The organism is Phytohabitans rumicis, assembly GCF_011764445.1.
Classification (GTDB): Bacteria; Actinomycetota; Actinomycetes; order Mycobacteriales; family Micromonosporaceae; genus Phytohabitans; species Phytohabitans rumicis.
Genome location: NZ_BLPG01000001.1, coordinates 4,546,567 through 4,564,898, shown reverse-complemented (window position 1 = coordinate 4,564,898; position 18,332 = coordinate 4,546,567). Strand labels below are relative to the sequence as shown.

Here is an 18,332-nt window from a genome sequence, read left to right as displayed (position 1 = left end):
GTGGGCATGGACGGCACCGATATCGCCTTCGAGGAGTTCGTACGGTCTCGCTCGGCGGCGCTCGTGCGCTACGGCTATGTACTGACCGGCAACGCGCACGACGCGGCCGACCTGGCGCAGGAGGCGCTGGCCCGGCTCGGTTCGAGCTGGTCGCGGGTGCGGCGTCGGGATGACCCCGAGGGGTACGTCCGCACCACCATGGCCCGGCTGCACATCAGCCGGTGGCGGCGGCTACGCCGGGAGCGCCTGGTCGGCGAGGTACCGGATCGGGGGTACGCCGACCCGGGGCTCGCCAACGCGGAGGCCGACGCCGGACTGTGGCAGGCGCTCGGCGCACTGCCGCGCCGCCAGCGCGCCGTGCTGGTCCTGCGCTACTACGAGCAGCGCGGCGACGACGAGATCGCCGCCCTGCTGGGCATCTCCCGCGGCACCGTACGCAGCCAGGCCGCCCGCGGACTCGACAAGCTGCGCGCCAAGTGGGCACCCGCCCATCCGCGCGTCACCAGTGGGAGGGCTCGATGATCGACCAACTCGAAGAGGCGCTGACCCGTGCCCTGACCGCAGCCGCGGACGGCACGCCGCAGCCCGGCGATGACTTCGTATCGGGGGTCCGGCACCGGCAACGGCAGCGCCGAAACCGGCGGGTCGCCGCCGTGGCCGCGTGCGCCGTCGTACTCACGACCGTCGGCACGGTGACCGCGATCAGCCCGAGCAGACCGGCTCCACCGCCCGAGCCGGTCGCCATGTCGTGGTGGTCCGGGGTCGTTCCGGACTTCGCGGCCGCCAAGGCACCGCAAGAGGTCTGGCCCGAGGCCGTACGCCGCTTGCCGCAGAACCTTCCGGACGGCCGCCAGTACCAGGTCGTCGCCGTGATCGACGAGCACCGCTACCTGATAACCACCCACGAGTACGTGCTGACGGCCGACGGGATAGTCGCCCAGAAGCCGGATCCGCGACCGACGGGACCGTCGGTGTTCGACGTCAAGGCGAACACGGTCCGGCCACTCTTCGACCCGGACAGCAAGATCGGCGCGGACGTGGTCTGGTACTCGGCCGATGGGGCCGCCCTGGTCGGTGATCGGGCAGTGTGGCTGATCGCCGTCAACCGCCGCAGCGGCGGCAGCTTCGAGCTGTGGTCGTCCGGCGTCGACGGGGTGGGCGGTCCCCGCCGGCTCGCCGTGGTGACCGGCGACCGGACCGTGCCGCACATCAGCGTCGTCGGCGACGCCGTCTACTGGCAACAGACGAACGCTAACGGCCAGGGGTCGGCCGGCGTGTACCGCCAGCCGGTCTCCGGCGGAGCGGCCGAACGGATCGCCGGCAGCGAGGGGTACACGTGGTTCGGTGTGTCGCCCTGGGTGACCAACGCCGAAGAGGCGGCGCTGCCGGGCCAGAAGCCCGCCCCCAGCAAGGGAACGCTGTGGAACCTGGCCACCGGCGAGCGGCGGCCGTGGACCGTGCACCCGGATGCCCGGCACCTGAGCTGTGACCCGGTGCTGTGTGCGGGCCAGGCAAGCGACGGCAAGCCGGTCCTGCAGCAGCTCGACGGCACCGAATACCAGGTGCTGCCGTACGGCGACCTCAGGTTCGCCATGCAACCGGCGCGCGAGGGACGCTTCGGCGTGGGCTCCATCGCGCGTTCGGACGGGCGGGCCGAGTTCATCTGGGACCGGTACACGGGCACGGCCGCCGTGTTCCACACCGGGAACAAGCCCGGATCGCGTTCGGAAAGCCTGGAAGGCATGACCGTGTTCGGTTTCGAGAACTCGACGGTCCAGTGGTCGGACGGTCGAGGCGGGTCCTACGTACTTGATCTTGCCGCAATCCACTAGCGGACCTTGACATCGGGCGGTGGTGGGCGAGACTGCCGGTCATGGACGAGCCCACCACCGTGGCCGGCGTGCCGCCGCAGCGAACCAGGATCGTGCTGGCCGACGTGGTGCGCAAGCGCGACCACGACCGCACCCGCGCCGAACTGGCCGAGCAGACCCGGGTCGGCGAGGCGCTCGTCCGCGGGCTGGTCCGGGCCCAGCTCGCACTCGCGCTGCGACTCTCCGTCGTGGTCGGCATCGGGCTGGGCGCGCTGCCGCTGCTCTTCGCGGTGGCGCCCACCACCAGCACGGTAAAGATCGTCGGCATCAGCCTGCCGTGGCTGCTGCTGGGCGTCGGCTCCTTCCCGTTCCTCCTGGTCACCGGCTGGGCATACGTGCACCTCGCCGAGCGCAACGAGCAGGACTTCACCGCCGTGGTCCACCGCCCGGAGCGGTGATGGGCAACCCGTACATCGTCCCGGCGATCGTCGCGGTCACGCTGGCCACCGTCGCCATCGGCTTCTACGGGCTCAAGCTGGCCCGCACGACGTCCGACTTCCTGGTCGCGTCCCGCATGGTCAGCCCGACCTGGAACGCCGCCGCGATCGGCGGGGAGTACCTGTCCGCCGCGTCGTTCCTGGGCGTGGCGGGCCTGATCCTCAAGTACGGCGTCGACGTCCTGTGGTACCCGGTCGGCTTCGCCGCGGGCTACCTGGCGCTGCTGCTCTTCGTCGCCGCCCCGCTGCGCCGGTCCGGCGCCTTCACCCTGCCCGACTTCTGCGAGGTCCGGCTGCACTCGCGCCGCCTACGCAAGCTCGCGACCGCGTTCGTCGTCTTCATCGGCTGGCTCTACCTGGTCCCGCAACTCCAGGGCGCGGGCCTTACCCTCACGACGGTCACCGGCGGCCCTTACGAGTTGGGCGCCCTCCTGGTCGGCGCGGTGGTGACCATCAACGTGGCGCTCGGCGGGATGCGCGCGATCACGTTCGTGCAGGCGTTCCAGTACTGGCTGAAGCTCACCGCGCTCGCCGTACCCGCCATATTCCTGGTCCTGCACTGGCAGGCCGACGGGCGCCCGCCGATCACCCCCGCGGACGGCCTGACGTTTCAGCAGAACACCACCGTCGTGGTCCAGGACCGCGCGACCCTCACCCTTCCCGATGGGTCCACACAGGAGGTACGCCCCGGCGAAGAGCTGTCCTTCCAAACGGGCGACCCGGTGCCGAAGGTGTCCGGTGTGGAGACCGCCGGAGGGCTGGACTGGCTGCTGCCCGGCAACGAACCGGGTGGGCTCTTCGGCACGTACAGCCTGATCCTGGCGACCTTCCTGGGCACAATGGGCCTGCCGCACGTCCTCGTGCGCTTCTACACCAACTCGGATGGCGCCGCAGCGCGCCGGACAACGCTGGTCGTACTGGGCCTCGTGGGCCTCTTCTACCTCGCGCCGACGCTGTACGGCGTCCTCGGCCGCGTCTATACCCCCCAACTCCTGCTGACCGGCCGGACCGACGCTGTCGTGCTGCTCCTGCCGAGCGCGGTGGTCGGCTCCGGCGTGCTGGGGCAATTGCTGGCGGCGCTGGTGGCAGCGGGGGCGTTCGCCGCCTTCCTGTCGTCGAGCTCCGGCCTGCTGACCAGCGTCGCGGGCGTGATCTCCACGGACGTCCTGGCGCACGCCAGCGACCGCGGCCCGGGGCAGCGCGGCTCGGTGCGGGACTTCCGCGTCGCCGCGCTGGTCGCCGGGCTGGTCCCGGTGGTGCTCGCGCTCAACGTGGCCAGCCTCGACGTGTCGCAGGTCGTCGGGCTGGCGTTCGCCGTGGCGGCCTCCAGCTTCTGCCCGCTGCTCGTGCTGGGCATCTGGTGGCGCGGTCTCACCGACCTGGGCGCGGCCGCGGGCATCCTGGCGGGCGGCGGGGCGGCTGCCGGCGCCGTCCTGGTCACCGTGCTGGGACCGCCCCTGCACGGCTGGACGGCCGCACTCGTCGGCCAGCCGGCGGCCTGGACCGTGCCGTTGGCATTCGCGGTGATGGTGACCGTGTCGCTGGCCACCCGGCGCCGTACGCCCGCGGACGTCGGCACCACAATGCTCCGCCTACACGCCCCGGAAAGCCTTCGACTCTGATCCCATTGGGAATGTCGCGAATATCGGGTCAGCGCAGCAACGCCTCGCCGGGTATTCTCGGCCGCGACATCACATTAGGCAGGGAGGCAAGGCGATATGACGTACACCGCCACGCTGACCGCGGCCCTCGGCGGAGTAACCGAGGCGCAGCTTGCGCATTGGCGCCGCCGACCAAATCCCCTGCTGATTCCCGAGCATGCCGGTCCCGGAAAGATCCGGTACAGCTTCCGGGACCTGCTCGCCGTTCGCACCGTCGCTAATCTGCGCGCCGAGGTCTCGCTGCAAAAGATCCGCAAGGCGGTCACCAATCTCAAACACTTCGACGATTTCGACCACCTATCTAATTACCAGCTTGTCGCCGACAACGACACCATCGTGTGGGTCGGAGACCAGGCAGTCGACATCCTCAGGCGTCCGGGCCAGCAGGTGCTAGTGACCATGCGCGACGTACTGGGAGAGTTCGTTGGGTGGACCGGGGCCACCGTGGTCCCCTCGCCCATCCCAAGCCTGGGCTGCGAATAGACTCCCTGGTCCTGCGCGGATATCCGGTAATCGATGAGAGTCGCGTGCCGTACGACACCGTCGCCTCGCTCGCCGCCGAAGGTTTCGACGGCGAAGGCATACGCCAGTTCTATCCCTCGGTCAGTGACGTCGGCGTGGCCGGAGCCGTCGCATTCGACCAGTACGTGCGCGAGTATGGCCGAGCCGCTTAGCGCCGTGGACATTCTTCTCGACGAGCAGGTGCCTGAGTTGGTCCTCGCTCCACTCCGTTCCCTTCTGTCCGGTCATAGGATTGACCATGTGCAAAAGATTGGCTGGAAAGGAAAGCAAGACGTCAACCTCATCCCCGACATGAAGCGCCGCGGATACGCCGTGCTCGTAACGGCTGACGTTGACCAACTCGAAGATCATGAGGAGTGCCGCGCGATCAAGAAGGCCGGCACCCACCACGTCCGGTTCGACCGGTCGGGAAGCGGCACCGCGATGACGGCCAGCGCCGTCGCGACGGTGATCGCCGGGCTGCCGCTGGTGATCCCGCGCCTGGACGCCGAGCCGGCGCAACGGTTGGTCGTGCTCAAGCTGGTCCGGTGCAAAGAGACACAGTTCACGATCACCGATCCCGAGAAGGATCCGCCCACGCAGTACTGGCCCGGCCGCCGGACCGTAAGCAGGCGCCGCGTGCCACGAAGCCGAGACGGCGCCTGACGGGGACAGTAGCTATCTTGTCGCGAGGTGGCCCAGCCGTTGCAGCTCTCCGATTGCGACATCCGGTCGGAACCCGATGGCGGCGCACAGTTGCCGGTCACGAAACTCTTCTCGGCTGGCGTCGAGCACCTTTTGCCAGCCGTCGCGGGCCCGGACGAGCCGCTCGTTGACAAGAAACTCGATGACGTCCTCCAGCGACGGACGATACCGCCGCCCACCGACCGGGAAATGCAGCTTCGCCATGGGGTCCTTCGAGCGACCCGCAGTAGTGAGAAGCGTTTTCATTGGCGGCGATTCGCCAACTATTTGCAGATGTGCCTCGGTGTAACCATCCCGCTCGTGCTTATCTCGCTCGTAGTCGTAGTGGAAGACCTCCTCCCGACCGTACGGGTCGGCGCTCAGCGTGAACACCGACTCGCGCACTGTCAGGTATCCCTCCTTGAGCCAGGCGATGTACTCCACCCGCAGCCAGCAGCGCGGCTGAGTGCCGTCGATCGTCAAGCCCACCGGAATGGGCTTTGCGCTTCGTGCGGTGACGCCAGTCCCGATAGTGACATGGCCGGCGGGAGCGTTTGACAACGCCGTCCCCACCCGAGCGGTGCGGCACACGGTGGCGTTGAGAACCCTCTGAAGGCTCGACGCAAACTCGCGGGCCTGCCGCTCCACGTCAGATAAGCTCACGACCCATCATCCACACGTAACGAACACGAGCGTTGGTGAAATACCCTTCTGCGGCCTGCGCGCGAAGCTCCTCTTTGGTGATGCCCAACTCGCGAAGCTCGTCCTCGATGAACTGCATCTGGGTCTCGCGCGTGAACCGGAACGACTCGACATCCAGGCCGTCGTCGTACTCCACATTCGTGGTCATGGGCTCATAGTAGGAAGGGGACTACAGCGCTTCCACCCCGTATTTCAACCGATCAAGCGGCACATCGCGCATCCGTGCACCATCTGAAGAACGCCCACGCCAAGGGGGCAACATCGCGCCCTGATCTCCACAGGTCGTTCACAACACGCACCGCAGCCCTCCATAGGCGGTGCATAGAGTGCCGGACATGAGCGAGCGTCGTGTGCTGGTGGTGGAGGACGAACGGACCATCGCCGACTCGGTGGCCGCGCGGCTGCGGGCGGAGGGCTTCGTCGTGCAGATCGCGGGCGACGGGCCGGGTGCTGTCGAGGCGGCCCGGCAGATCCGGCCCGATCTGGTGGTGCTCGACGTGATGCTGCCCGGCTTCGACGGGCTGGAGGTGTGCCGCCGCATCCAGGCGGAGCGGACGGTGCCGGTCCTGATGCTCACCGCCCGCGACGACGAGAACGACCTGCTGGTCGGCCTCGCGGTCGGCGCCGACGACTACCTGACCAAGCCGTTCTCCCTGCGCGAACTGGCGGCGCGCGTGCATGCCTTGCTGCGCCGGTTCGAGCGGGCCCAGGATGCCGCCCGAGCGGACGCGCCCACCATCCGGCTCGGCGATCTGGAGATCAACCAGGCCGAGCGGCGGGTACGGCGGGGCGGGGTCGAGGCGCACCTGACCCCGACCGAGTTTGACCTGCTGGTGCACCTGGCCGGCCGGCCGCGCACGGTCCTGCCGCGGGCCCAACTGCTGGCCGACGTGTGGGGCTGGGCGGCCGGCGGCGGCACCCGTACGGTCGACAGCCACGTCAAGGCGCTGCGCCGCAAGCTGGGCGTTGACCTCATTCGTACCGTGCATGGGGTCGGCTACGCGTTGGAGGTCAAGTCGTGACCGCGCTGATGGACCTGCTTCCCCGGCCCCTCGATCCGGTCCGCTCGATCAAGCTCAAGCTCGGCATCCTGCTGGTTTGCTCGGGCGCCGCCGGGCTGGCCGTCTTCTGGCAGGGCATCGGCTGGGTGCCGTACCTGACGTCGGCCACCGCCATCGCCGTCGCGCTGGTCACCTCGCAGTTTCTGGCGCACGGCATGACGTCGCCGCTGCGGGAGATGACCACGGCGGCCCGGGCGATGGCCCGCGGCGACTACACGCGGCGGGTGCGCGCGACCTCCCAGGACGAGGTCGGCGAGCTGGCCCACGCGTTCAACCAGATGGCCGCCGACCTCGCCGCCGCCGACCAGCAGCGGCGCGAGCTGATCGCGAACGTTTCGCACGAGCTGCGTACCCCCATCACGGCCCTGCAGGGCCTGCTGGAGAACCTCGTGGACGGCGTCGCCCAGCCGGACGCGGCCGCGTTGCGCACCGCGCTCGCCCAGTCCGAGCGCCTGGGCCGGCTCGTCACCGAGCTGCTCGACCTGTCGCGGCTGGACGCCGGCGTGGTGCCGCTCGAAATGGTCGACATCGACATCGCGAAGTTCCTGGACGCCGTCGTCCAGGAGGCCGCGGTGACCGCGACCGGCGCCGGACGCTTGGTCGATTTCCGGGTACGGGTGCCCGCCGCGGCCGGCTCGGTCAGGGCGGATCCGGACCGGTTGCAGCAGGTGTTCGCCAACCTGCTGGACAACGCGGCGCGGCACAGCCCGCCGGGCGGCACGGTGCTGGTCACCGCGCGGCCGATCGCCGACCGGTGCCACTTCGAGGTGGTCGACGAGGGCGACGGCATACCGCCGGACCAGCGGGCCTCGGTGTTCGAGCGGTTCACCCGCGGCAACCGGACCGGCAACCGCGACGGCGGCACCGGCCTCGGGCTCGCGATCGCCCGCTGGGCGGTGGAGATGCACGGCGGCACCATCGCGGTGCTGGACCCGGAGCGGCAGCGGTCCGGCTGCCGCATCAGGGTCACGATCCCGACTATTTCGTAAAGCACCCCTTCCGATCGAGATTGAGCCCGATGCACTCTCGGGCCGATGAAGCCTGCCCATTGGTTGTCAAGAGACCCAAGCTTGGAGAAGCGATGGCTGTACAAGCACCTCCGCTGCGGCCCATGCACGGCCCGCGCCCGCCCACCGCCTTCGAACGCCGATGGCCCGGCCCACAGAGACCGGCCCGCCCGGTCGTGCTCGGCGCCGCCGCGGTGACCGGCGTGGTGGCCGCCGCGAGCGTCCCGCTGGACCGGCCGGGCGTCGGCTGGATGGTCACCGGGTTGGCCGGTACCGCGGCGCTACTCACCGTCTCCCGGCGCCTTAGGCCACTGTGGACGGCCGCGACGGTGGCGCTGCTGGGCGTCGGTACGTTCCGGGCGGCCGGCTGGCTCTTTGCCCTGTGCCTGCTCACCGCCCTCGTTACCGCGTCACTCGCCGTGGTGCGGGGACGCAGTGTGCCCGCGCTGCTGGCGGCGGCGCACGCCGTACCCGTGGCGGCTCTTCGGGCGCTGCCGTGGACGGCGGGTGGCGTCGCCGCGCTGGCCCGTGCGCGGCAAGGCAGCTCGTCGGTCCGGACCGGCGCGGCGGTCGGCGTGTCGGCGCTGCTGCTGGTGGTGTTCGGCGGCCTGTTCGCCTCGGCGGACGCGGCCTTCGCCGAGCTGGCCGGGCGGGTGCTGCCGGACCTGGCCGTCCCGACCATCTTCCGGTGGGTCTTCGTCTTCGGCGGTACGGCGGCCGGCCTGCTCGGCGCCGCCTACCTGCTCGCGGCGCCGCCGGACCTCGCCGGGCTGGAACGGCCGGCCAAGGCGCGCGTGCACCGTCTGGAGTGGACGCTGCCGCTGACCGTGCTCAACGCCGTCTTCGCCGTCTTCGTGGCCGTGCAGCTCACGGTGCTCTTCGGCGGCGCCAAGCACGTGCTGAGCACGGCCGGCCTGACGTTCGCCGAGTACGCCCGGCGCGGCTTCTGGCAGCTCCTGGTGGTGACCGCGCTGACGCTCGGGGTGCTGGCGCTGGGCGCCCGGTGGGCTCCTCAGGAACGGCGCGCCGACCGGATCCTGGTCCGGGCGCTGCTGGGCACCCTGGCCGGGCTGTGCCTGGTGATCGTGGCGTCGGCGCTCTACCGGATGCACACGTACGAGGAGGCGTACGGCTTCACCCGGCTGCGTGTGCTGGTGAGCGTGTGTGAGCTGTGGCTGGGCGCGATCCTCGTGATGGTGCTGGTCGCCGTCGTACGGCTGCGCGCCAGTTGGCTGCCGCAGGCGGTGGTCGGCAGTGCGGTCGCGGCGCTGATCGGGCTGGCCGCGCTCAACCCGGACCACTTCATCGCCGACCGCAACGTGACCCGGTACGAGCAGACCGAGAAGATCGACGTCGCGTACCTGTCCGGGCTGTCGGCGGACGCGGCGCCGGCGCTGGATCGGCTGCCGGCCCCGCTGCGCGGCTGCGCCCTCGGCAACGTGTCCGACGACCTCGCCGAAGATCACGACTGGCGCCAGTGGAACCTGGCCCGCAGCCGCGCCCGCGCGGTGCTGGAGGATCTGCCCGCGGAGTCCTACCCGTGGCCGGAGGCGTGCGGCCCGGCCCGCTATTACTGGTAGGTACCGTCGAGGTCATGACGGACGCACTGGCGTTGCGGGGGCTGGTCAAGCGGTTCGACACGAAGGTGGCCGTGGCCGGCGTCGACCTGGACGTACCGGCCGGCTCCTTCTACGGCCTGCTCGGCCCGAACGGCGCCGGCAAGACCACCACCCTCTCGATGGCCGTCGGGCTGCTGCGCCCGGACGCGGGCGCAGCCTGGGTCCTGGGGCACGACGTGTGGGCCGACCCGGTGCGGGCCAAGGCACTGCTGGGCGTCCTGCCTGATGGCGTACGGCTCTTCGACCGGCTCAGCGGGGCCGAGTTGCTCGCGTACCACGGTTTGCTGCGCGGCATGGACCAGGCGGTCGTCGAGCAGCGTGCCAAGGAACTGCTCGACGTGCTGGCCCTCGCCGACGCCGGCCGTACCCTCGTCGTCGACTACTCGGCCGGCATGAAGAAGAAGATCGGGCTGGCCTGCGCCCTGTTGCACGCCCCTCGCCTGCTCGTGCTGGACGAGCCGTTCGAGGCGGTCGACCCGGTCTCCGCCGCGTTGATCCGCGACATCCTGCACCGGTACGTCGCCGGTGGCGGCACGGTGATCTTCTCCAGCCACGTGATGGAGGTGGTGGAGCGGCTCTGCACGCACGTCGCGATCCTCGCCGAGGGCGCGATCAAGCGGGTGGGCACGCTGGCCGACGTGCGTGGCGAACGGTCGCTGGAAGACGTGTTCGTCGAGGTGGTCGGCGGTCGCACCGCGACCGGCGAGGAGCTGGCATGGCTATAGGTCCACTGCTCTTCGTCCGGCTCAAGCTGCGGGTGCTGGGCAACGGCATGCGCGGGCGGCGCGGCCGGGTGGTGCTCTTCATCCTCGGGCTCCTCTTCGGACTGTGGTGGGCGTTCGGCGGGTTCTTCCTCTTCGCGGCGCCCGGCCTGGCGGACGACCCGGACGTCGCCATGCTGGTGTCCGCCGCCGGCGGGGGGCTGCTGGTGGTCGGCTGGCTGCTGCTGCCGCTGGTCTTCTTCGGCGTCGACGAGACCCTCGACCCGGCGCGGTTCGCCCTGCTGCCGCTGCCCCGCCGTACCCTCGTCACCGGTCTGTTCGCCGCCGCGCTGGTCGGCGTGCCGGCGCTGGCCACGCTGATCGCGACCGGCGGCCTGGTGCTCGGCGCCGGCGCGCTCGGCGGGTGGGGCGCCGCGCTGGCCCAGGCCGCGGGGATCGCCGCCGGACTGCTCCTGTGCGTGGCGGCCAGCCGGGCGATCACCAGCGCGTTCGCCACCATGCTGCGCTCGCGGCGGATGCGTGACCTGGCCGCGATCCTGCTCGCCGTGCTCGCCGCGGTGCTGGGTCCGCTGCAGGTCGGGGTCATCGCCGCGACCGAGAACACCGACTGGGAACGGCTGGTCGGGCCGGCCCGGGTGCTGGGGTGGACGCCGCTGGCCGCGCCGTACACGCTCGGCGTCGACGTGGCCGAGGGGCGCGCCTGGGCAGTGCCGGTCAAGCTGCTGATCACCGCGGCTGCGATCGCGGCCCTGCTCTGGTGGTGGGCGCGGTCCCTGGAGGCGGCGATGGTCGGCACCGAGGGCGGCGGGAAAGTGGGCCGAGCGGCACAGGGCACGGCCGTCGCCGAGCTCTTTCCGCGCAGCATGCCGTGGCTGCCGCGCAACCGGTACGGCGCGCTGGTCGCCCGCGAGGCGCGCTACTGGTGGCGGGACGCGCGCCGGCGTGCCGGGCTGATCACGTTCGCGGTGATCGGCGTGTTCATGCCCGTCATGATCAATGTTGGGACGGGCGGGCTCGGGGACGCGGCCTCACCGACGGTGGTCGGCCTGTCGATGACCTTCGTCGGGGTGCTCGGTGCCACCACGCTCGCCAACCAGTTCGGCTACGACGGCACCGCGTACGCCGCGAACGTGGTCGCCGCCGTGCCCGGCGCGGTGGAGCTGCGCGCCCGGGTGACCGCGTACTCGACGTACATCGGTCCACTGTTGCTGGTCATCGCCGTGGTGGTGGCGTCCGTGCTGCGCGAGCCGAGCTGGATCGGAGTGATGCTGGGCTCGCTGTGCGCGGCGTACGGCGCCGGCCTCGCGGTCAACCTCTTCGTCTCGATCGTCGGCGCGTACGCCCTGCCGGAGACATCCAACCCGTTCGCCGTCAACACCGGCTCCGGCATCGCGAAGAGCCTGCTCAGCCTCGTCGGGATGGTCGGCTCGGTGGCGATCGCCGTACCGATGGTGGTGGCGTCCGCGCTGCTCGGCGACGCACCGCTCTGGCTGTGGCTGGCCGCCCCGGTCGGCGTCGCGTACGGCGTGGGCGCCGCCTGGCTGGGCACGTACCTGGCCGGCGACCTGCTCGACCGCCAGATGCCGGAACTGCTGGCGGCCGTGACCCCGCGCCGCTAGCCCCGGCCGCACGGGCCGCGCCGATCAAGGACTCTTCCGTCGATCAAGGGCGAATGGTCGTGCTTTGATCTCCAAACCACGACCGTTTGCCCTTGATCGACGCAAGAGTCCTTGATCGGCGGGCGCCGCCGAGGCGAGCGCCGCCGCTACGCGCGCTGGCAGGACGAGCGCCGCAAGGGCGAAGGGGCGCGCTAGTCGCGGTAGATGGCGGGCGGGGGTGTCGGCACGTCGCCGAGCGGGGTCAGCCACCGCTGGTAGATCCTGGCCAGCGTCCCGTCGGCCCGCATCCGGGCCAGTACGCCGTTGACGAACCGGACCAGGTCCACCGCGGACTGGTTGATCATGATCCCGTAGGGCTCGACCCGGATCGGCGGGCCGACCACCTTCGTCGTGGGGTCCTGCGCGACGAACCCGGCGAGCTGCGCGTCGTCGTTCGAGATGGCTTCGACCTGTCCCTGTTGGAGCAGCACCAGGCAGTCGAGCACCTCCACCGCGGCGACCGGGATGGGCCGCTGCGCCGACTCGGCGATGTTCGCCAGGTCGGAGCTGCCGGCGGCCGCGCACACCTTCTTCCCGCCCAGGTCCCCGAGGCCGCGCACGGTGGAGTCGCGCCGCACGAGCACCCGCTGCCGCGCCTCGTAGTACGACGTGGAGAACGCCACCTCGCGCCACCGCTGGCAGTTCATCGACGTGGTCCGGATGATCATGTCGACGTCGCCGGCCTTGGTGGCGGGGATGCGGTCCGCCGCCGCCATCGAGCGCAGCACGACCCGGTCCGGCGCGCCGAACAGCGCCTTCGAGATCTCCCGGGCGATGTCGATGTCGACGCCGACGATCTGGCCCGAGTCGGGCTCGCGGTAGCCGAACATATATGTGGTCTGGCTGACGCCGACGATCAGACGGCCGCGGGCAAGGATCTTCGCGACGGTCGGGGCGGGCAGGCCACCGCCCGGGCGGTAGCTGGCCCGCGGGTCACAGCTCTCGGTCTCGGGCTGGGTGGTCGGTGACGGCGCCGGGTCCTGCACGCCGACCGGCCGCGGCGGCGGCAGCGGCGCGCCCGGCGGCGCCGGTGCGGCACCCGACCCGCATCCGGCGAGAAGCGCCGTGACCAGCACGAACGCTCCGATCCTTGGCAACATGCCCGCACGGTAGAAAGAAGGGGTTAACGCGAGTCGTAACGGCGGGTGAACGACAATGTTCCACGTGAATCCTCCGGAACCCGGCGCGCAGATCCACGGGACCGACCCGTTCGCCACACCGGCCGAGGCACGCTCCCCCGTACGCCGGCTGCGTGGCCGACTGGCGGCGGCCGTAACGCTGTGGACCACGCCGGGGCCGGCGGGCCTGACCGTCTCGTCCACGCTGGTCGCGGACGGTGAGCCGGGCCGGATGATCGGCCTCGTCGACGACGAGTCCGAATTCTGGGCCGCGGCGAGCGCCGCCGGGGTCTTCGCCGTCGTCCCGCTGGGGCCGGCGCACCGGCAGCTCGCCGACCGTTTCGCCGGGCTGATGCCCGCGCCGGGCGGCCTCTTCCGGGGGTACGACTGGACGAGCACCCCCTATGGACCGGTGCCCGCGGACGCGGCGACCTGGGCGGGCTGCCGGTTGGACGGCGCCCGCGAGTTCGGCTGGGCGCTGCTGGTGGAGGCGACGATCGAGGCGGTCGAACTGGGCCCGGACACGGCGCCGCTGCTCCATTTTCGCGGGCGTTACCGGGAGTTGCGCGACTGAGTCACACCGGTTACCGGCGTGATCCAGGTCACTCGGCGCAGGCAGGTAACCGTTCGGCGCAATCGACGACCGTGACCGCGATCACGGGTTCCCGCGCCACGTACCGCCTCCTTACGGTGCGTGCCGACACCCGCCCACGCCTGTGAAGGTGGTGAACCCGCATGACGACGGATGCCCCCGCTCCCGCCCCCACGGCGTCGGAACGGTACGTCGACGTACAGCGGTCGGACGAGTTCGCTGGGCTGCGCAAAGCCCTGCGAGGCTTCATCTTTCCGATGACCGCGGCGTTCTTTTCCTGGTACGCGCTCTACGTGATCCTGTCCGCGTACGCCCGCGGATTCATGGACACGAAGGTGGTCGGCCACATCAACGTGGCACTGGTCTTCGGGCTGCTGCAGTTCGTGTCCACGTTCCTGATCGCCTGGCTTTACTCGCGGTACGCCGACCGCAAGGTCGACCCGATCGCCGACAAGATCCGTGCCGATCTTGAGAACGGAGACCAGGCATGAGCTTTCTCGCCGCCGAGGCCGGTGACACCACCGCTCGCACGCTGACCATCACACTCTTCCTGGTCTTCGTGGCGGCCACGCTCGCCATCACGGTCTGGGCGAGCCGGCAGACCAAGACGGCCACCGACTTCTACGCCGGTGGTCGCTCGTTCTCCGGCTTCCAGAACGGCATGGCGATCGGCGGCGACTACATGTCGGCCGCGTCGTTCCTCGGCATCGCCGGCCTGATCGCGCTGTACGGCTACGACGGCTTCCTGTACTCGATCGGCTTCCTGGTGGCGTGGCTGGTGGCCCTGCTCCTGGTCGCCGAGCTGCTGCGCAACTCCGGCAAGTACACGATGGCCGACGTGCTGGCGTTCCGGATGCGGCAGCGTCCGGTGCGGACGGCGGCCTCGGTCTCCACCATCACCGTGTCGATCTTCTACCTGATCGCCCAGATGGTGGGCGCGGGCGCCCTCGTCGCGCTGCTGCTGGGCATCAAGCCCGGCACGACGTTCCTCGGCATGGACGCGGACTCCGCGAAGATCGCCACGATCATCCTGGTCGGCGCCCTGATGATCATTTACGTGACGGTCGGCGGCATGAAGGGCACCACCTACGTCCAGATCGTCAAGGCGTTCCTGCTGATGAGCGGCGCGGCGCTGATGACCGTGCTGGTGCTGGCCAAGTTCAACTTCAACCTCTCCTCCCTGCTCGGCGCCGCGTCCGACGCATCCGGCAAGGGCGAGTCGTTCCTCCAACCCGGCCTGTACTACGGCAAGGAGGTCGCCGGCGACGCCACGCAGACCTTCTACAACAAGATCGACCTCTTCTCCCTCGGCATCGCGCTGGTGCTGGGCACGGCCGGCCTGCCGCACATCCTGATCCGCTTCTACACCGTCCCGACCGCACGGGCGGCCCGCAAGAGCGTGCTCTGGGCGATCGGCATCATCGGCACGTTCTACCTCTTCACCCTGGCGCTGGGCTTCGGCGCGGCGGCGCTGGTCGGCGGCGAGGCCATCCGGGCCCAGAACGCGGCCGGCAACACGGCGGCTCCGCAGCTTGCCGAGGCGCTCGGCGTGGAATTCCTCGGCGGTGACACCGGCGGGGCGGTGCTGCTCGCGGTCATCGCCGCGGTCGCGTTCGCCACGATCCTGGCCGTGGTCGCCGGGCTGACATTGGCGTCGTCGTCGAGCCTCGCGCACGACTTCTACGCCAATGTCATCAAGAAGGGCCAGACGTCCGAGGGCCAAGAGGTACGGGTGGCGCGGATCTCGGCGTTCGGCATCGGCGCGGTGGCCATCGTGTTGGCGCTCTTCGCCCAGAGCCTGAACGTGGCGTTCCTGGTCGCGCTGGCCTTCGCGGTCGCCGCGTCGGGCAACCTGCCGGCGATCCTCTACAGCCTCTTCTGGAAGCGCTTCAACACCTCCGGCGCCACCTGGGCTATCTACGGCGGCCTGATCGCCGCGGTCGTGCTGGTGTTCTTCTCGCCGGTCGTGTCGGGGACGCCGACGTCGATGTTCAAGGGCTCGGACTGGCAGTGGTTCCCACTGAACAACCCCGGCATCATCTCGATCCCGTTCGGCTTCCTGTGCGGCTGGATCGGCACCATGCTCTCCAAGGAGAGCGACGAGGCAAAGTACGCCGAACTGGAGGTGCGCTCCCTCACTGGCGCGGGCGCGCACTAAGCAACCGGCGTAACCCCTGACGAACCCGCGCGGCCTGCCCACAGCCGCGCGGGTTCGTCCCGTCATACCTGGGTACGTGGGAACGTGGGTCTAAGGATCAATCGGTAGGCTTACTTTCATGGTGGTAGCCCAGCGTTATGGAACAGGTCATCGCGTCCTCGTTACCGGGGGTGCGGGATTCGTGCCATCGCACCTGGTCGACGCCCTGCTCGCCCGCGGCTGCGCGGTGGTCGCGGTGGACAACTTCGTGACCGGCTCGAAGGACAACGTGGCCCACCTCGGCGACCACCCTCGGTTCACCCTGGTCGAGGCCGACGTGTCCGACGGGCTGCCGGACCACCACCCGGCGATCGCCCAGCGCTTCGACGCGATCCTGCACATGGCATCGCCGGCGAGCCCCACCGACTTCGCCACGCTGCCGATCGAGATCCTGCGGGTGGGCTCGCAGGCCACCCTGCACCTGCTCGACCGCGCGGTGAAGGACGGCGCCCGGTTTCTGATGGCCTCCACGTCGGAGGCGTACGGCGACCCCAAGACGCACCCGCAGCCCGAGTCGTACTGGGGCAACGTCAACCCGATCGGGGTGCGCAGCGTCTACGACGAGTCCAAGCGCTTCGCCGAGGCCGCCACGATGGCGTACCACCGCCACCACGGCCTGGACGTGGGCATCGTTCGCATCTTCAACACGTACGGGCCACGGATGCGGCCGGACGACGGCCGGGCGGTGCCGACGTTCATCACCCAGGCGCTGCGCGGCGAGCCGCTCACCCTGCACGGTGCCGGCACCCAGACCCGCTCCATCTGCTACGTCGACGACCTGGTGCGCGGCATCCTGCTGCTGCTCGACTCGACCGAGACCGGGCCGATCAACTGCGGCACCGAAGACGAGTTCTCGATGCGGGAGCTGGCCGAGCTGATCGTCCGGCTCACGGACAGCTCGTCGGAGGTCACCTACCTGCCGCGTACGGCAGACGACCCGGAGATGCGCCGGCCCGACCTGACCCTCGCCCGCACCCGGCTCGGCTTCGCTCCGAAAGTCGGTGTCGAAGAGGGGCTGCGCCGCACAATTGAGCACTTCAGGCTGCGTATCGGCTGACTTGGGGAGTCCCCACTTTGTGCCGCCTCGGCGTTGGCTGAAAGGCAGCCTTGGATTTTCGACCTACCCTGAGTTACATGTCAGCGACCAGGTCTTCCTACGGCGCCTCGTCCGGTCGGGCCGCGGTGCCCGGTACGAACCCGCCCAACGGCGGGCGTATCTCCGGCCGCGCAGCGATCCCCGACACCTACGACCGGGGCCGCTCGCCGGTGCGTTCCGGATCCGGCGGGCGCGGGCCGGGCGGACCTGGTGGACCGGGCGGCCCCGGTGGGCCGGTCTACCCCGGTGGCCGCGGCAGGCGCCTGCGTCCCAAGTGGGGCCGGATCGCCCTGGTGGCCGTTATCGCGCTCGTCGTGCTGGGCCTCGCGGGCGCCGGCGGGGTCTGGGCGTACGTCAACGGGCTCGACGACGACCTCGCTCGCACCGACCCGTTCTCGGAGATCACCGGCGGACGCCCGGCGAAGACCGTCGACGGCACGCTCAACATCCTGATGGTCGGCAGCGACTCCCGCGACCCCGACGCCCCGGTGGACAAGAGCAGCCAGTGGCGGGCCGACACGATCATCGTGATGCACATCCCGGCCAGCCACGACAAGGCGTACCTGGTCTCCATCCCGCGCGACCTCTACGTGCCCATCCCGGAGAACGCCAGCGCCGACTGCGGCAGCGGCCAGCGCGCGAAGATCAACGCGGCCTTCGCGTTCGGCGGGCTCCCGCTCGCGGTACGCACCGTGGAGTGCTTCACCGACGTCCGCATCGACCACGTGATGGCGATCGACTTCGGCGGCTTCAAGGAGGTCACCGACGCGCTCGGCGGCGTCGACCTGAACGTCGAGCGCACCATCACCTCGATCCACAAGCCGTACCGGACGTTCAAGAAGGGCGTCAACCACATGGACGGCGCGCAGGCCCTGGACTACATCCGCCAGCGCAAGCAGTTCCCGGACGGCGACTTCGCCCGGATGCGGCACCAGCAGGAGTTCCTGCGGGCGCTGATGGACAAGGCGGCCAGCTCCGGCACGCTGACCAACCCGAAGAAGCTCAACGACTTCCTCAAGGCGACCACCAAGGCCGTCACCGTGGACGAGGACTTCGGCCTGGTCGACATGGCGCTGCAGTTCCGCAGCCTGCGCGGCGAGAACCTGAAGTTCGTCACCAGCCCGCACAAGGGCAGCGACACGATCAACGGCGAGTCCGTGGTGGTGTCGGACAAGGAGAAGGCGCTGGCCATGTACCAGGCGATGGCGGCCGACAAGATGGAGGAGTGGGTCACCACGAACGCCTCCCCATCCCCCAAGCCCGGCGGCTGACCGCACCCGCGCCGCTTGCGCCGCCGACGCTGCTTTCGCGGCGTCGATCAAGGACTTTCGCGTCGATCAAGGCCGAACGGTCGTGGTTTGATCTCCAATCCACGGCCGTTTGCCCTTGATCGACGCGGAAGTCCT

General features: G+C 70.2%; 19 protein-coding genes and 1 pseudogene. 17 read left to right on the top strand and 3 right to left on the bottom strand.

What is annotated here, in order from left to right; all coding sequences use genetic code 11:
- Window positions 1–6: 6 nt before the first annotated feature.
- From Prum_RS20460 to Prum_RS20430, 7 genes are all read left to right on the top strand, one after another.
- On the top strand, window positions 7–522 hold the full coding sequence (locus Prum_RS20460) for a SigE family RNA polymerase sigma factor (RefSeq protein WP_173077975.1): 516 nt from the start codon (window positions 7–9) through the stop codon (window positions 520–522).
- Window positions 519–1,832, top strand: a complete 1,314-nt coding sequence (locus Prum_RS20455) for a TolB-like translocation protein (RefSeq protein ID WP_173077974.1) — start codon at window positions 519–521, stop codon at window positions 1,830–1,832. The genes Prum_RS20460 and Prum_RS20455 overlap by 4 nt, the downstream gene beginning before the upstream one ends.
- 41 nt (window positions 1,833–1,873) lie before the next feature.
- Window positions 1,874–2,269, top strand: coding sequence for a DUF485 domain-containing protein (locus Prum_RS20450; RefSeq protein ID WP_173077973.1), 396 nt, complete (start codon window positions 1,874–1,876; stop codon window positions 2,267–2,269).
- The gene (locus Prum_RS20445) at window positions 2,269–3,930 is read left to right on the top strand and encodes a sodium/solute symporter (RefSeq protein WP_173077972.1); all 1,662 of its coding nucleotides are present in this window, start codon (window positions 2,269–2,271) and stop codon (window positions 3,928–3,930) included. Before Prum_RS20450 ends, Prum_RS20445 begins: the two co-directional genes overlap by 1 nt.
- A 96-nt stretch (window positions 3,931–4,026) precedes the next feature.
- Window positions 4,027–4,452, top strand: a complete 426-nt coding sequence (locus Prum_RS20440; protein WP_173077971.1) for a MerR family transcriptional regulator — start codon at window positions 4,027–4,029, stop codon at window positions 4,450–4,452.
- A gap of 44 nt (window positions 4,453–4,496) precedes the next feature.
- Entirely contained in the window at window positions 4,497–4,643 is a 147-nt protein-coding gene (locus Prum_RS51705; RefSeq protein WP_246277993.1) for a hypothetical protein, read from the top strand.
- A 4-nt stretch (window positions 4,644–4,647) separates the two neighbouring features.
- Window positions 4,648–5,136, top strand: coding sequence for a PIN-like domain-containing protein (locus Prum_RS20430; RefSeq protein ID WP_173077969.1), 489 nt, complete (start codon window positions 4,648–4,650; stop codon window positions 5,134–5,136).
- A 12-nt stretch (window positions 5,137–5,148) separates the two neighbouring features.
- Here the strand turns inward: Prum_RS20430 and Prum_RS20425 are convergent, their stop codons facing one another.
- Together Prum_RS20425 and Prum_RS20420 are read right to left on the bottom strand one after the other, a co-directional pair.
- Window positions 5,149–5,802 carry a hypothetical protein gene (locus tag Prum_RS20425; RefSeq protein WP_173077968.1) on the bottom strand — a complete coding sequence of 218 codons (654 nt, stop codon included), beginning with the start codon at window positions 5,800–5,802 and terminating at the stop codon, window positions 5,149–5,151.
- Between the two features lies 1 nt (window position 5,803).
- Complete coding sequence (locus tag Prum_RS20420; protein WP_173077967.1) at window positions 5,804–6,004, bottom strand: hypothetical protein; 201 nt, start codon at window positions 6,002–6,004, stop codon at window positions 5,804–5,806.
- A gap of 187 nt (window positions 6,005–6,191) precedes the next feature.
- On the opposite strand from Prum_RS20420, the gene Prum_RS20415 reads away from it, so the two are divergent.
- The 5 genes from Prum_RS20415 (at window position 6,192) to Prum_RS20395 (ending at window position 11,884) form a co-directional block, all read left to right on the top strand.
- A complete protein-coding gene (locus tag Prum_RS20415) occupies window positions 6,192–6,878 on the top strand; it encodes a response regulator transcription factor (RefSeq protein WP_173077966.1) in 687 nt (228 codons plus the stop codon).
- Complete coding sequence (locus tag Prum_RS20410; protein ID WP_425571407.1) at window positions 6,875–7,906, top strand: HAMP domain-containing sensor histidine kinase; 1,032 nt, start codon at window positions 6,875–6,877, stop codon at window positions 7,904–7,906. The genes Prum_RS20415 and Prum_RS20410 overlap by 4 nt, the downstream gene beginning before the upstream one ends.
- Window positions 7,907–7,998: 92 nt before the next feature.
- Complete coding sequence (locus tag Prum_RS20405; protein ID WP_173077965.1) at window positions 7,999–9,504, top strand: DUF4153 domain-containing protein; 1,506 nt, start codon at window positions 7,999–8,001, stop codon at window positions 9,502–9,504.
- 14 nt (window positions 9,505–9,518) lie between these two features.
- Window positions 9,519–10,268, top strand: coding sequence for an ABC transporter ATP-binding protein (locus Prum_RS20400; protein ID WP_173077964.1), 750 nt, complete (start codon window positions 9,519–9,521; stop codon window positions 10,266–10,268).
- Window positions 10,259–11,884 carry an ABC transporter permease gene (locus Prum_RS20395; protein WP_173077963.1) on the top strand — a complete coding sequence of 542 codons (1,626 nt, stop codon included), beginning with the start codon at window positions 10,259–10,261 and terminating at the stop codon, window positions 11,882–11,884. The genes Prum_RS20400 and Prum_RS20395 overlap by 10 nt, the downstream gene beginning before the upstream one ends.
- Window positions 11,885–12,075: 191 nt before the next feature.
- Here Prum_RS20395 and Prum_RS20390 read toward each other — a convergent pair whose 3' ends face one another.
- On the bottom strand, window positions 12,076–13,023 hold the full coding sequence (locus Prum_RS20390; protein ID WP_173077962.1) for a glutamate ABC transporter substrate-binding protein: 948 nt from the start codon (window positions 13,021–13,023) through the stop codon (window positions 12,076–12,078).
- A gap of 55 nt (window positions 13,024–13,078) precedes the next feature.
- Here Prum_RS20390 and Prum_RS20385 point away from each other — a divergent pair.
- The 5 genes and pseudogenes from Prum_RS20385 to Prum_RS20365 all read left to right on the top strand — a co-directional run.
- Window positions 13,079–13,615: pseudogene (locus Prum_RS20385) on the top strand (flavin reductase); the annotation flags it as partial.
- 161 nt (window positions 13,616–13,776) lie between these two features.
- On the top strand, window positions 13,777–14,124 hold the full coding sequence (locus tag Prum_RS20380) for a DUF485 domain-containing protein (protein ID WP_173077960.1): 348 nt from the start codon (window positions 13,777–13,779) through the stop codon (window positions 14,122–14,124).
- Window positions 14,121–15,791, top strand: a complete 1,671-nt coding sequence (locus tag Prum_RS20375; protein ID WP_173077959.1) for a monocarboxylic acid transporter — start codon at window positions 14,121–14,123, stop codon at window positions 15,789–15,791. The genes Prum_RS20380 and Prum_RS20375 overlap by 4 nt, the downstream gene beginning before the upstream one ends.
- A 118-nt stretch (window positions 15,792–15,909) precedes the next feature.
- Window positions 15,910–16,887 (top strand): UDP-glucuronic acid decarboxylase family protein, encoded by a 978-nt coding sequence (locus Prum_RS20370; protein ID WP_173077958.1) that lies wholly within the window; start codon window positions 15,910–15,912, stop codon window positions 16,885–16,887.
- A 77-nt stretch (window positions 16,888–16,964) separates the two neighbouring features.
- Window positions 16,965–18,197 (top strand): LCP family protein, encoded by a 1,233-nt coding sequence (locus Prum_RS20365; RefSeq protein WP_173077957.1) that lies wholly within the window; start codon window positions 16,965–16,967, stop codon window positions 18,195–18,197.
- The last annotated feature ends 135 nt before the right edge of the window (window positions 18,198–18,332 follow it).